The sequence below is a fragment of the Henriciella aquimarina genome (genome assembly GCF_002088975.1).
Classification (GTDB): domain Bacteria; phylum Pseudomonadota; class Alphaproteobacteria; order Caulobacterales; family Hyphomonadaceae; genus Henriciella; species Henriciella aquimarina.
Genome location: NZ_NCST01000068.1, coordinates 1 through 13,156, shown reverse-complemented (window position 1 = coordinate 13,156; position 13,156 = coordinate 1). Strand labels below are relative to the sequence as shown.

15 protein-coding genes are annotated in these 13,156 nt (G+C 63.1%); 6 read left to right on the top strand and 9 right to left on the bottom strand.

The features are described 5' to 3' along the window. Nucleotide 1: 1 nt before the first annotated feature. The 5 genes from B8784_RS10905 to B8784_RS10885 form a co-directional block, all read right to left on the bottom strand. Nucleotides 2–439 carry an EVE domain-containing protein gene (locus B8784_RS10905; protein WP_084397990.1) on the bottom strand — a complete coding sequence of 146 codons (438 nt, stop codon included), beginning with the start codon at nucleotides 437–439 and terminating at the stop codon, nucleotides 2–4. Between the two features lie 58 nt (nucleotides 440–497). Then, on the bottom strand, nucleotides 498–1,310 hold the full coding sequence (locus B8784_RS10900) for a heme-dependent oxidative N-demethylase family protein (RefSeq protein WP_084397989.1): 813 nt from the start codon (nucleotides 1,308–1,310) through the stop codon (nucleotides 498–500). Continuing rightward, nucleotides 1,300–1,926: a class I SAM-dependent methyltransferase gene (locus tag B8784_RS10895; protein WP_084397988.1), complete on the bottom strand. Its 627-nt coding sequence runs from the start codon at nucleotides 1,924–1,926 to the stop codon at nucleotides 1,300–1,302. Before B8784_RS10895 ends, B8784_RS10900 begins: the two co-directional genes overlap by 11 nt. 5 nt (nucleotides 1,927–1,931) lie before the next feature. Next, complete coding sequence (locus tag B8784_RS10890; protein ID WP_084397987.1) at nucleotides 1,932–2,633, bottom strand: hypothetical protein; 702 nt, start codon at nucleotides 2,631–2,633, stop codon at nucleotides 1,932–1,934. 184 nt (nucleotides 2,634–2,817) lie between these two features. After that, the gene (locus B8784_RS10885) at nucleotides 2,818–3,540 is read right to left on the bottom strand and encodes a DJ-1/PfpI family protein (RefSeq protein WP_199288580.1); all 723 of its coding nucleotides are present in this window, start codon (nucleotides 3,538–3,540) and stop codon (nucleotides 2,818–2,820) included. A gap of 505 nt (nucleotides 3,541–4,045) precedes the next feature. Here B8784_RS10885 and B8784_RS10880 point away from each other — a divergent pair. Then, nucleotides 4,046–6,127, top strand: coding sequence for an alpha/beta hydrolase family protein (locus tag B8784_RS10880; protein ID WP_084398016.1), 2,082 nt, complete (start codon nucleotides 4,046–4,048; stop codon nucleotides 6,125–6,127). Nucleotides 6,128–6,136: 9 nt separating this feature from the next. Here the strand turns inward: B8784_RS10880 and B8784_RS10875 are convergent, their stop codons facing one another. Next, entirely contained in the window at nucleotides 6,137–6,577 is a 441-nt protein-coding gene (locus B8784_RS10875; RefSeq protein ID WP_158085656.1) for a GNAT family N-acetyltransferase, read from the bottom strand. Nucleotides 6,578–6,737: 160 nt separating this feature from the next. Here B8784_RS10875 and B8784_RS10870 point away from each other — a divergent pair, with 160 nt between their 5' ends. Continuing rightward, nucleotides 6,738–7,253, top strand: coding sequence for an SRPBCC family protein (locus B8784_RS10870; protein WP_084397984.1), 516 nt, complete (start codon nucleotides 6,738–6,740; stop codon nucleotides 7,251–7,253). Here B8784_RS10870 and typA read toward each other — a convergent pair. Then, entirely contained in the window at nucleotides 7,250–9,082 is a 1,833-nt protein-coding gene (gene typA, locus B8784_RS10865) for a translational GTPase TypA (protein ID WP_084397983.1), read from the bottom strand. The two genes, B8784_RS10870 and typA, sit on opposite strands and share 4 nt — an antisense overlap. 146 nt (nucleotides 9,083–9,228) lie before the next feature. On the opposite strand from typA, the gene B8784_RS10860 reads away from it, so the two are divergent. Both B8784_RS10860 and B8784_RS10855 read left to right on the top strand, forming a co-directional pair. Continuing rightward, nucleotides 9,229–9,693, top strand: a complete 465-nt coding sequence (locus B8784_RS10860; protein WP_158085655.1) for a PH domain-containing protein — start codon at nucleotides 9,229–9,231, stop codon at nucleotides 9,691–9,693. A gap of 152 nt (nucleotides 9,694–9,845) precedes the next feature. Continuing rightward, nucleotides 9,846–10,388 carry a type 1 glutamine amidotransferase domain-containing protein gene (locus B8784_RS10855; protein WP_407646483.1) on the top strand — a complete coding sequence of 181 codons (543 nt, stop codon included), beginning with the start codon at nucleotides 9,846–9,848 and terminating at the stop codon, nucleotides 10,386–10,388. A 62-nt stretch (nucleotides 10,389–10,450) separates the two neighbouring features. Here the strand turns inward: B8784_RS10855 and B8784_RS10850 are convergent, their stop codons facing one another. Next, on the bottom strand, nucleotides 10,451–10,879 hold the full coding sequence (locus B8784_RS10850) for a hypothetical protein (protein ID WP_084397980.1): 429 nt from the start codon (nucleotides 10,877–10,879) through the stop codon (nucleotides 10,451–10,453). A 120-nt stretch (nucleotides 10,880–10,999) separates the two neighbouring features. Between B8784_RS10850 and B8784_RS10845 the strand changes: the two genes are divergently transcribed. Both B8784_RS10845 and B8784_RS10840 read left to right on the top strand, forming a co-directional pair. After that, the gene (locus B8784_RS10845; protein ID WP_084397979.1) at nucleotides 11,000–11,299 is read left to right on the top strand and encodes a metalloregulator ArsR/SmtB family transcription factor; all 300 of its coding nucleotides are present in this window, start codon (nucleotides 11,000–11,002) and stop codon (nucleotides 11,297–11,299) included. Next, complete coding sequence (locus B8784_RS10840) at nucleotides 11,296–11,994, top strand: SdpI family protein (protein ID WP_084397978.1); 699 nt, start codon at nucleotides 11,296–11,298, stop codon at nucleotides 11,992–11,994. Before B8784_RS10845 ends, B8784_RS10840 begins: the two co-directional genes overlap by 4 nt. A gap of 58 nt (nucleotides 11,995–12,052) precedes the next feature. Here the strand turns inward: B8784_RS10840 and B8784_RS10835 are convergent, their stop codons facing one another. Next, nucleotides 12,053–12,973, bottom strand: a complete 921-nt coding sequence (locus B8784_RS10835) for a transposase (protein WP_084396516.1) — start codon at nucleotides 12,971–12,973, stop codon at nucleotides 12,053–12,055. Nucleotides 12,974–13,156: the final 183 nt, after the last annotated feature.

The window sequence follows — 13,156 nt, the reverse complement described above, 5'->3', positions numbered from 1 at the left end:
CTTATAGCGGCTTCAGCGTCTTACCATTCATCCCGCCCATACGGCAGACTTCCATCCACTCGTCTTCCTTGACCGGCTGCACCGACAGGCGGAACGAGGTCACCAGCGCCATGTCGGCCAGTTTTTCATTGGCCTTCACATCCTTGAGTGTCACCGGCTCGGGCATGTCTGTCACCGCGCGGATATCGACGCAATCCCAGCGCTCGTCATCGGTGGTGGAGTCGGGGTGGCTTTCGGCACAAATCTCTACAATCCCAACGACTTCCAGCCCCTTGTTGGAGTGGTAGAAAAAGCCGAGATCGCCCTTCTTCATGTCGCGCATGAAATTGCGCGCCTGATAGTTGCGAACCCCGTCCCACTCGGTGCCTTTCTTGCCCGCCTTCTTCTGGGCATCCCAGCCCCATTTGAACGGTTCGGACTTGAACAGCCAGTACGCCATGAAACCTCCGTCGAATCGTCTTTCCGCCCTCACATAAAGCAGTTCGGAGAGATTTCGACTAGGAGGCCCCCGCCGATTGCCGGCAGGCCTGGCGCACCAGGGGCTCGAGCGCATCCCAGCCCTTATAGGCGCGCACCTCTGGGGCCGCGCCGATCCAGGCATCCTCGAAGGTCTCACGAATATCGGGATCGGCGAGGATCGGCATAAGCGGGTCCATGCAGACCCGGATGGTAAAGCAGATGGCGCCGGTTTCCGGCAGCTTGCGGAGGGTCTGGCGTTCGACGCGCAGGAAGAGCTGCTCCGGCGTCATGCCCTCCGGGCTGGGGCGTTCGGGCGTATAGCGCGTGCCTTCGGGCTGGATCGTCCAGTTGAAGCGTTCAAGCACGCGGTCGGGCTGCAGGCCGTCAAAGATGCGGTTGATGCGCGTGGCAAGCTCCGGGTCCCCGCCCGGGACCGGGTGATGCAGGCTGTCGAGCGCCAGGCCGATCTGGTCTTCCGGCCACCAGTAGGTCGGTGCCGCCACGGCCGCCGCGGTAAGAACCCAGGCGCCATCGGTATCGCGCTCCAACAGGCAGAGATCGTCGGACACCAGCGACGCGGCCGCCTCGACGGCATTCTCCCAGCTGTGATGCGGCGACCGGCCGATCGCCTCGCCGATCATCGAAAGGAGTTCGCGTGCCGGCTCGCCGTCGGTCTCGCCAAGCACCGTATCGTGCGGGCGTGTGGCCATGACGATCCGCTTACCGGGCAGCCAGGTGTCCTTCTCGGTGTCCGGCAGCAGCCAGCGGCTTTCTGGAATCGGCTTCAGGCCGGGCGCGATCCGGGGCGGCCCCTGCAGGAAAGGCAGATAGGGCGGCTGTCTAGGCGACACGGGCGGCTCCCCAGCAGACAAAGCCGGCAATCTTCGGCGTCTTCGGCAGATACATCGTCTCCATGCCTTCAAGCGCAAAGCCCGCGCCGGTCAGCATCTGGCCAGTATCGCGGGTCAGGTGACAGCCCCCGGCGAGCGGTTTCCAGACCGGTTCGATGCGGCGCTGCCATTTGGCGATGCCCTCATCGGGCGCCAGGCCATGCTCGGAAAACAGAACTTCGCCCCCTGGCTTCAGGACGCGGCGGGCCTCGCTGAGCGCGCCTTCCCAGTCGGGGATGGTACAGAGAACGAAGGTAATGATGACGGTGTCGATAGAGTTGTCCTCGAGCGGGACGGCCTCGGCGCCGGCTTCCATGAACTCGATCCGGTCGCGCCATCCCAGCGCTTCGGCTTTCTTCTGCGCGCGCTTGATCATGCCGCCGGAGGGCTCCAGCGCGTAGAGTCGCTCGACATCCTGCTGGCTGTAATAATCGAAATTCGTGCCCGACCCGCAGCCGAGTTCCAGCACTTTTCCCCGGGCGCGCGGCACGACCTTGGCGCGCTGCTTCATGATGGGCTTGGTCGAACAGGCGCAGGAGACAAGCGGCGGAACGACGTATTTCTCCCACAGGCCCATTGTCGTCAGTTCTCCCGGTTCAGTGCGCGCCGCGCTGCCTCATTGCCCGGCTTCAGCACAAGGGCATCCTGCGTCAGGGCGACATCATAAGACAAGCCATCGCCCATCGGGGCATAGACCGCCGAGCCGAACTGCGTGCCCTCCATGCCGAAGGTCGAGCCCTGCTCTTCCGCCAGCGCATAGACATCAAGGCCCGGATTCTTCGAGAGCGCCAGGCCGTTGCTCGTCGCCTCGCTGATCGTTGCGGTATTGTAGCGGCGGCTTTCGCGGCCTTCCATGTAGTCCAGCCGGTAGACGCTGTCATAGCCGAGCATGTTGGCCATCGGCTTGAAGGTGATGACGCGGGCGCCCATCGAGAATTCGTCGCCGCGCAGGATGCAGTCTTCCTCGCTGCCATCCTCGACAAAACAGGTCACCGCATCGCCTTCGGCCAGCAGCACGCGGACGCGATAGGCATTTGCCTCGCCGGCCACGGCATCGAAGGTCACCTGTGCGACGGGGCGTTCATAGGTCAGGCGCTTATAGGTCTGCAGGTTCAGCCCGGCAAAAGTGCCGACCCCGGCCGCGCCCAGAAACCCGATGCCGAAGAGAAAGCGCAGGCCACCGGCGGCCACGCGCAGCTTCATCAGCCGGCCCATGCCGGCAAAGGTCAGCATCAGGCCGATAACACCGGCCAGTGCGGGCAGGATCCACCAGATCAATCCCATTGCGCTCCCTCTCCGCTGGCCGTTGCCGGCCCGTCCGCCAACTTTGTAGCGCAGGCCGTCCGTTTACCAAACACGTCTTTGCCACGCGGCCGGTCTGGCACACAAACGCGGCGAGATTGGGAAGGTTTCGCCAGGGCGGAGGGGCTTGTCCGCCCCGGTCACATGAGCGCGCGAGGGCACGCGCCTAGTGCGTGGCGAGCGCGTCTACGGCGAAGGGATCGTTCGACGGATCGTCATTCCAGTCATACTCGGCGACGCGGGCGACATTCTCGGCCTTCTCGCGGCCCTCGATCATCTCGACGAGCCCGATCGCCATGTCGATGCCTGCCGAAATCCCCGATGAGGTGATGTACTTTCCATCCACGACCCAGCGGGCCTCGCCCTGCCATATGACATCGTCATCCTGGCTCGTCGCGAATGTCCACGCCATCTTGTTGGATGTCGCCTTGCGTCCATCGAGCAGGCCCGCCTTGGCGAGTACGGCAGAGCCTGTGCAGACCGACGTGGTGAACTCGGTCCCCTCGTCTTGCGAGCGCAGGAAGTCGAGCATGGCGGGATTGTTCACTTCCGTGCGGGTGCCCATGCCGCCCGGGATCATGATGATGTCGAACTGCGGCGCAGTCTCGAACGAATAGCGGGTGACGGTCTCTATGCCCTGGGCCGACATGACCGTGCCCCCATGCTCTGAAACCGTGACGATCTCATAATCGTCGAGACGGCCCCACATCTCCACAGGCCCGAAGACATCGAGCGTCTCGAATTTCGGGAAAAGCACGATGGCCAGCGTCTTTGTCTTTGAAGGAGATTGGGAAGGGGGCGCGGCCGCCTGCCCACTGGCCAGCGATGGACCGGAAGCAAGCGCAAACGCGAGCGCGATGGAGCGGAAGGCGGCGAGCAGGCGTGTCATGCGAAGGGGCTCCATCTGTCGAAACTACGGATCATGAAACTACCGGCCATAGTGTTTGCAAAGCCAAGAGGCGGAACCGTCTGGCGCCCTATGCATGGGGCTGATGACAAGAAATGGAGCGTCATTGCCGCTGAGGAAGGCAAAAAAATAGCGGGGCCATGAAAGACCCCGCTATAAAGCTCTACCTTCACCCCGTATCGGGGTGGGCAGAAACCGGCTTCAAGTCTGGGAGGATGCTGAAAGCCAGTCGCTCCATATCTTTGAATGGGGAGGGCTTTCGTCAAGGATCCATATAGCAGTCACGATAAATTATGTCAGTGATCGCTGCGATGTCCCGGCAATTGGGCACAATTGCCTGCAATCCGAACAAAAACGGGGGCGAACAGGCTCGAAATCCGTTATGGCGAGGGATCATCGCCCGCAAATGCTACGGATCGCCGTCTTGCCTCTCCCCGCTGGCGGGCGCATGGTGCCCGGCAACTGAAGAAGGAGGGGAGCCTTGCCCGTGAAACGACACCTGATACCCGCCGCCTGCATGCTGGCGCTCGCCATGCCTGCCCTGGCCCAGGACAAGACAGACGACAGCCGCAAGTTCACCGCCGAGCGCGTCTTCGACCTGGAATACGCGACCAGTCCGCAAATCTCTCCAGACGGCAGCAAGATCGTCTATGTGCGCCATTCCATGGACCAGCGCAGCGACCAGGATCGCGGCGACCTCTGGATCATCGACGTGAAATCGGGCGATCAGCGCCCCCTCGTCACCGGCGGTCCTCCGGCCAGCGGGCCGGTCTGGTCCCCGGAGGGCGACAAGCTTCTCTATTCCACCGTGAAGGATGGCAAGCCCGAGCTGCGCCTGCTCTATCTCGACAGCGGCGACAGCTTCTCGCTCGCCCAGTTCGAGGAAGGCCCGCGCGGGGCGGCCTGGTCGCCGGATGGCAGCAAGATCGCCGTCTCCATGTTCGTGCCGGGCGACAAGCCGAGCTTTGCCACCCCGCCGGACCAGCCGGAAGGCGCGGAGTGGAACGATCCGGTCAAGGTGATCGACGATCTGACCTTCCGTTTCGACGGCCAGGGCTATCTTGAGGATGGCACCGAACAGGTCTTCGTGCTGTCGGCCTCCGGCGGCTCGCCCCGCCAGCTGACCGATGGCGAAGCCGACATGTCCAACCCGGTCTGGCTCGACGATGACACGCTGCTGGTGACCGGCAACAAGGCCGAGGACCGTGACATCGACACCGTCGAGAGCGAGATCTACGCGCTGGAACTGTCCGACCTCTCCATGCGCGCCCTCACCAGCCGCGACGGCCCGGACCAGTCACCGGTCGTCTCCCCGGACGGCAAGACCATCGCCTTCCGCGGCTATGACGATCACGTCCTCGCCTATGAGCAGGCCAATCTCTACCTGATGGATGCCGACGGCTCCAATGTCCGCGAGATCGCCGCCGACCTCGACATCTCGATGGGCCACACCGAATGGGCCCCGAACGGGCGCAGCCTGTATGTGCAAGGCGAGAATGCCGGCAATATCGACCTCTTCGAGATCACGACCGGCGGGAAATCCTCCATTGCCGTGACCGGGCTGGGCGGCACCTCGATCGGCCGGCCCTATGCCGGGGCCGACTTCTCGATCTCGCAGACCAACCGCCCGGTCATTGCCTATACGGCCGGCTCCCCGAACACGCCCTCGGAAGTCGCCGTGACCGGCCGGAACGTCGAGAACCGCGTGCTGACCTCGCTGAATGACGATGTCCTGCCTTATCTCGACATGGCGAAGGTCGAGGAATTCAAGGTCTCCTCCAGCCATGACGGGCGCGAGATCGAGGCCTGGGTCGCCCTGCCGCCCGGCTTCGAGGCCGATGGCAGCTATCCCATGATCCTCGAGATCCATGGCGGCCCCTTCTCCATGTACGGGCCGTTCTTCGCTGCCGAAATCCAGCGCTATGCCGCCGAAGGCTATGTCACCGTCTGGGCCAATCCGCGTGGCTCGACCGGCTATGGCGAGGAATTCGCCCAGCTGATCGACAAGGCCTATCCGAGCCAGGACTATGACGACCTGATGAGCGTCGTCGATGAAATGGTCTCGCGCAATTACGTCGATCCCGAGCGGCTCTTCGTCACCGGCGGCTCAGGCGGCGGCGTTCTCACCGCCTGGATCGTCGGCAAGACCGACCGGTTCGCCGCGGCCGCGACCATCAAGCCGGTCATCAACTGGCTGACCATGGCGCTCTCCGGCGACATCGCACCCTATGTCTGGCGCCACTGGATCCGTGAGGACCCGTGGGAAAATCCGGACGCCTATTGGGAGCTTTCCCCGATCAGCCTGGTCGGCAATGTCGAAACACCGACGCTTGTCATGGTCGGCGAGGAAGACTACCGCACCCCGGCCTGGGAAGCCGAGCAGTTCTATACCGCGCTGAAGCTGCGCGGCATCGATACCGCGCTCATCCGCGTGCCGGGCTCGCCGCATTATATTGCCGGACGTCCGAGCCGTCTCATCGCCAAGACGGACAACATCATGGGCTGGTTCGAGAAATACGATCCGGTCAAGACGGATGAGAGCGAAAGCGAGGCGGGCGAGGCCGAATAGGCGTCGCCGCTAAGGCCCAGAGAGGCGGCGCTGGCCCCCGCGCGCGGGGTTGGCGCCGACCTTCTCGGTCCAGCCCATCGCCTTGTAGGCCTTCAGCGCCTTCTGGTTCTGCTCGTCGACATCGAGCTGCAGCGAGGCGCGTGCAAGATCCCGCGCTACGGCCAGGAGACCGCTGGCGACGCCGCAAAGACGCCAGTCATCATGCACGAAGAGATGGGCGACATAGGCCTTTTCACGCTCGAGCGTCAGGAAGCCGATGATCCCGGCCTGCGCCTCATGGGCGACCAGACAGTCGCATCCGCTCAGCGTGCGGCGCAGGCGCAGCACTTCATCGGTCTCAGGCCGGCGCCAGGGAAATTCGACAAGGCAGGATTTGAACACCGCCTCGATACCGGCATGATCCGACGTCGTCCTCAGTCGGATATGCCAGCCGGCAGCACGGTGTGACATCAGCTCCATGAGAAAAGATTAAGCTCAAATTTCAGGGGCGTCGATACCGTCATTGCACGTATGACTGGTAATGGCCCGCCGGCCGGCACACCCGGGCAGAGCGCTTGCCAAAGCCGGCAGCCCGGCGGATAGTCTCCTCCAGCGTGGAGGAGGAGACGCCATGAAACCTGTCCTGACCGGCCTTGCCCTGAGCGGGCTCGCCCTGCCGGCCGGCGCCGAGATCGTCGCCGCCAGCCCAAGCCACTACACGCTGAAGCACGAAGCGATGTCGACGCTGTCGCCGGAGGATATGTGGGAGCGGCTGATCCAGCCGGAGACCTGGTGGTCGCCCGATCACACCTGGTCGGGCGATGCGGCCAATCTCTCGCTCGACCCGCAGGCCGGCGGGCTGTGGCAGGAAGCGTGGGAAGGGAGTTCGGTCGCCCACGGAACGGTTCTGACCGTGATGGAGGGCAAGATGCTGCGCCTCGACGCCCCGTTCGGCCCGCTTCAGGGCATGGGCGTGACTGTCATCTGGACGATCACGATCAAACCCGACGGCAACGGCTCGCACGTCACCTTCGAGGAAGTCGCCAATGGCGCCCAGGCCAGCGCACTTGACCAGATCGCTCCGGCCGTGGACGCGGTGAAGCAGGAAGCCATCACACGCCTGACAGCCCCCGCCGCAGAAGACTAGGCGTTCGCGGCAGCCTTGGCGGCGCGCTTGCGTTCATGCGGGTCGAGGTGGATCTTGCGCAGGCGGATGGATTTCGGCGTCACCTCGACCAGCTCGTCCTCGGCGATATAGGCCAGCGAGCGCTCCAGCGTCATCTGCAGCGGCGGGGTGAGGCGCACGGCCTCATCGGTGCCGGAGGCGCGGACATTGGTGAGCTTCTTGCCCTTCATGACATTGACCTCAAGGTCATTGTCGCGGGTGTGCTCGCCGATGATCATGCCCTGATAGACCTTGTCGCCCGGATGGATCATCATCGGGCCACGGTCTTCCAGGTTGAACAGCGCGAAGGCGACGGCCTCGCCCTGGTCCATGGAGACGAGCACCCCGGTGTGACGGCCCTTGATCGCGCCCTTGTACGGCGCGTATTCAAGGAAGACGCGGTTCATGATGGCGGTGCCGCGCGTATCGGAGAGCAGCTCGCCCTGATAGCCGATCAGCCCGCGCGTCGGCGCATGGAAGACCAGCCGTGTCCGGCCCGCGCCAGACGGCTTCATCTCCATCATGTCGGCTTTGCGCTCATTGAGCTTCTGCACGATGATACCGGTATGCTCGTCATCGACATCGATGACGACTTCCTCGACCGGTTCGAGCTTCTCGCCCGTATCCGGATCTTCCTTCATCACGACCTTGGGCCGCATCACGCCGAGTTCGAAGCCTTCGCGGCGCATGGTCTCGATCAGGACAGACAGCTGCAGCTCGCCCCGGCCGGAGACGGTAAAGGCCTCGGCTTCGGTCGAGCGCTCGACCTTCAGCGCGACATTGCCCTCGGCCTCTTTGACCAGCCGGTCCCAGATCATCCGTGAGGTGACCTTCGTGCCCTCGGTGCCGGCGAGCGGGCTGTCATTGACGCGGAAGGTCATGGAGAGCGTCGGCGGATCGATGGGCTGGGCCTCGATCGGCTCGTTGACGGACGGGTCGACGAAGGTGTCGGCCACGTTCGCCTTGGCAAGCCCGGCCAGCGAGACGATGTCGCCGGCATGGCCTTCCTCGATGGGCTCGCGCCCGAGGCCGCGGAAAGCCAGCACCTTGGAGACACGCCCCTGCTCGACCAGTTCGCCGTCGCGCGAGAGCACCTTAACCGTCTGGTTCGGCTTCACCGTGCCCGAGGTGACGCGCCCGGTCAGGATGCGGCCGAGGAAGTTGTCGGCGGAAATGGTGGTGGCCAGCATGCGGAACGGGCCTTCCTCGGTCTTCGGCTCCGGCACGTGATGGGTGACGAGATCGAAGAGCGCGGACATGTCCTCTTCCGGCTTCTCATAGTCGAGGCTCATCCAGCCATTCTTGGCCGAACCGTAGAGGATCGGAAAATCGAGCTGGTCGTCATCGGCACCGAGATCGGCGAACAGATCGAACACCTCGTTGATGACATAGTCGGGCCGGGAATCCGGCTTGTCGATCTTGTTGACCGCCACGATGGGGCGCAGGCCCACCTTCAGCGCCTTGCCGACCACGAACTTGGTCTGCGGCATCGGGCCTTCGGCGGCATCGACCAGCACGATGGCCCCGTCGACCATGTGCAGGATACGCTCCACCTCGCCGCCGAAATCGGCGTGGCCGGGCGTGTCGACAATGTTGATGCGCGTATCGCCCCAGACCACCGACGTCGTCTTGGCGAGAATGGTGATGCCGCGTTCCCGCTCCAGGTCGTTGGAGTCCATCATCCGGTCTTCGGTCTGCTCGTTCTCGCGGAAGGTGCCGGACTGTTTCAGCAGGCAGTCGACCAGCGTGGTCTTGCCATGGTCAACGTGGGCGATGATCGCGATGTTGCGAAGCGCGGTAGGCTCAGTCATGGGAGGGGTAGCTTTCAGCAAAGGCGTGTTTGGCGCCCCTGTACACGGGGTTGGCCCCAAAAGCGAGGCTTGACACGCATGTTCTCGGAACGGCCTAGAGGAGATGGCCGTTAACTATGCTCGCCGCGGACAGGGAGCGACAGCGCATGCGCTATATCGAGAAGAACCTCTCGGAAGACGAGGAGGTGCTCTACTGGGGCGAGTTTCACTGGCTCTGGTATGCCCGGGCCTGGGCGGCGCTGATCATCTTTGGCATCCTGATCATCGGCATCATCTATTTCATCTACGAGATGCTGCGGCTCAAAACGACGGAATTTGCCGTCACCAGCCGCCGCATCGTGATGAAACGGGGCATCCTGTCAGCCCATGTCGACCAGCTCTCACTCTCCTCCATCGAGGGCGCCGACCTCGACCAGGGCATTATCGGGCGCATCTTCGGATTCGGCAGTCTCGAGATCGAGGGCCGCGGCGAAGGCGAGATCCGTTTTCCGCCTATGGCCAGGCCGGGCGCCTTCCTGAAAGCCGCCAACAATGCCAGCAACCGGCATGACATGGCCTCGGTCGACCGCCTCGCCCACGAGATCGAGGAGCACGGCCATCATGAGCATTAGGCCCCACCTGAATTAAAACGTTTTCAGGCCGGAACAGCCTGCCTTCTCCCGTCGTTGTTAAGAAAATCGGTTGCCAGACGCGACCGCCATTTCCCGCAGAATGCGACAAGGAGATTTTCATGACCCAGAGAGCTGAAGGCAAGACACTCGCCATCCTCGCCACCGACGGGTTCGAAGAGGTCGAGCTGACCTCCCCGAAGGAAGCGATGGAGAATGCCGGCGCGAAGACCGTCGTCGTCTCGCTCAAGTCCGGCGAGATCCAGGCCAACCAGCACCGGGAGCACGGCATCAAGGTGAAGGTCGACAAAACGCTGGACGAGGTGAAGGCTGAAGACTTCGACGCCCTGCTCATCCCCGGCGGCCTGTTCAATCCGGACGCCCTGCGTGTCGAGCAGAAGGCGCTCGATTTCGCCTCTGCCTTCTTCGAGCAGAAGAAACCCGTCTTTGCCATCTGTCACGGACCGCAGGTCCTGATTTCCGCAGGGCTCGTCAGCGGCCGTCAGATGACCGGCTTCAAGGCGATCCAGCAGGATCTCAAGAATGCCGGCGCCCTCGTCTCCGACGAACAGGTCGTCGTCGACGAAGGCCTCGTGACATCCCGCAATCCCGACGACCTGCCCGCCTTCAACCGCAAGATCGTGGAAGAAATCTGCGAGGGCAGGCACGACGGTCAAAGGGATTCGGTCGCAGCGTAATCTCATCCCCTCGCGAAACGACCGATCGGGAGCGCCTCTCTAGAAAGGGAGGCGCTCTTTTTTTATTCCTGCGAGCGTTTCTTCACCGCATCCTGCCAGACCGAATAGATGAAAGTGGCCGACCAGGTCAGGATCATGAAGCCGCCCAGCGACTGCATCATCGAGATGATCCGGATGGCGCCATCGGTCTTCAACTGGGTGAAGCCCAGCGTGACGAAGTTCATGCCGGAGAAGTAGATCAGGTCACCGAAGGAGCCGGTATAGGCTCCGCTGAGGGTGCCGAACCACGCGCCCTCCAGCATCACGCCATACACGGCCGCCCAGGCGACGATTTCAGCCGTGTGCAGCACAAGCAAACCAAGGAAGGCCGTCAGCACAGTCCGATGGGTCTGGCCATCCAGCCGCGGCATGCACATGCGCACACAGAGAATTCCGAAATGGTGGGCAATGCCGAGCACCGCCACGAGCAGGAAGCCGGTGAGCAACGCCATCGGTCTCTCCTTCTTTTGAGGGGTCAGATTATCAGCCGAGGTAGCAAACGATCCTTCACAATCAACCGCACATTCTTAATTAGCTTGACCGCTAATTTTGATTCATGCTAATTAGCAAAAATGGCAAATAGTGTTTTCAGCGCACTCGGTCATCCGCTGCGCCGCCAGGTCATGGCGCTGCTCAGGAAAGGCCCGAAGACCTCCGGCGAACTTGCCGAGGCTTTCGATGCGAGCTGGCCGACGGTCAGCCGGCATCTCAACGTCCTGAAGGAAGCCGATATGATCACCGCCGAGCGGCAGGGCACCAGCATCCTCTACCGCGCCAATACCAGCGTGCTGGAAGACGCCGCCGCCTCGATCCTCGCCCTGATCGGCCAGGACAATGGCGACGATGACGATTACAAGGAGGCAGCGGAATGATCCGTACAGGACTTATCTGGTCGGCAGGCGCCATCGCGCTCATGCTCGGAACCCTCTGGTGGGCCTGGGGCGCCCTGCCCGACGGCTCTATCCCGGTCCACTGGAACAGCGCTGGCGTGGCCGATGACTTCGCCCCGCGCCGTGAAGCCTTTCTCAGCCTTCTGATCGTGCCCGGCACCGCTCTGTTCACAGCAGCTCTCATGAGCCTCGCGCCCATGATCGATCCGTTCCGGGGCAATCTGCGCCATTCGCGTAAAGCCTATGTGGCGACCTGGGCGGGCGTGATGGTGCTGCTGGCCGCGGTCCATGGCGGTATCGCCCTCATGATGGTGCGCGGCGCCAATGCCGATCCATCGAACGAATTCGTCCGTTTCATCATGGCTGGCTGCGGCCTGCTCTTCATCGTCATCGGCAACTACCTGCCCAAGACGCGCAAGAGCTTCTTCCTCGGCATCCGCACGCCCTGGACGCTGACCAGCGACTATGCCTGGGAGAAGACCCACCGCCTGGCCGGCCCGCTCTACATCCTTGCCGGCCTCATCGGCATCGTGACCGCCTTCACCCTGGACGGCATCTGGATGGTCTTCGCCTTTGTCGGTGTAGTGATGAGCGTCACCCTGTTCAGCGCGGCCTATTCCTGGTTCGCCTGGCGCAAGGCCTCCGACCGCAATGAAGGGGCGGATTACTTGGTGTAGATGTCCCACCTCGCCTGACCCTTGCCGTCACGCGAACGGCCTCACCCTCCGACATCGCTCAGCAACTGTATTGGATGTCATGTTTTCTGAGTTTTGCGTTGAGGATTGTGAGGAGTTTTCTGGCGATAGCGATGAGGGCGAGCTTTGGAGGTTTTCCAGCGGTTCGCATGGCGCAGTAGGTCTGCTTGAGCCTTGGGTGATGGCGCGAGGCTGAGAGGGCGGCGAGGTAGAGTGCTTCGCGCACCCTTGCGCGCCCGCCCCAGACCCGGCGTTTTCCCCTGAAGCTTCCGCTTTCATGGGCATGGGGAGCAAGGCCTGCAAGGGCTGCGATGGGTCTTCGGGCCAGGTGTCCGAGCTCTGGCAGGAAGGCGAGCAGGGCTGCGGTTGTGACCGGTCCGACGCCCGGTTCGCTGGCGATGAGGCGGGCCCGGCCAGCCAGGGTGTCATCGGCCTCGATATGGACCGCGATCTCCTTGTCCATGGTGACGATCTGTCGGGTCAGGCCTGCGATCCTGGCTTTCAGCCGCCGCACCAGCGGGCCGCAGCGATAGCGTTCGAGCTGGTTGAGACAGGCTTTTCGGGCTTCAACAAGATCATGCCGGTAGGCGTGAAGCTCGCGCAGGACCTGCACGCCGGGTGCGGGTGGGACGTGCACCGGCAGGCTGATCTGGCCGGCCATGGCCGACAGGAGCCGGGCATCGACACGGTCTGTCTTGGCCAGCACGCCAGAGGCGCGGGCAAACTCGCGCGCCTGGCGCGGGTTGACCCGGTACATCCGCACGCCAGCCTGGCTCATCGCCCGTTCGAGCGCTTCGCCATAAGGGCCTGTGGCCTCGAAGACGATGGATGGGGGAGCCAGCAGACAGAGGGTATCGAGCCCTGCCGCATCATTGGACAGCCGGTGAAAGCAGCCGTCACGCGGATCGAAGACATCGAGATGCGTCTTGGAAATATCGACGCCGAGAGCAGGGTGTGACATGAAGAAAATCCTGTCCTTGTCATACGGGGTCGGCTGTCACCGCCCCTGGCAACTGTTCAGGCGACACAACTGTCGTACCCGGCAGGCGAGCCCCTGGCTGAGCCACGATCCGTCAAATCAAGGATGAGAACGGGGTCTCGCCTGCCACCCCTCTATCGCACACTTCAAACAGACAAGGATGAG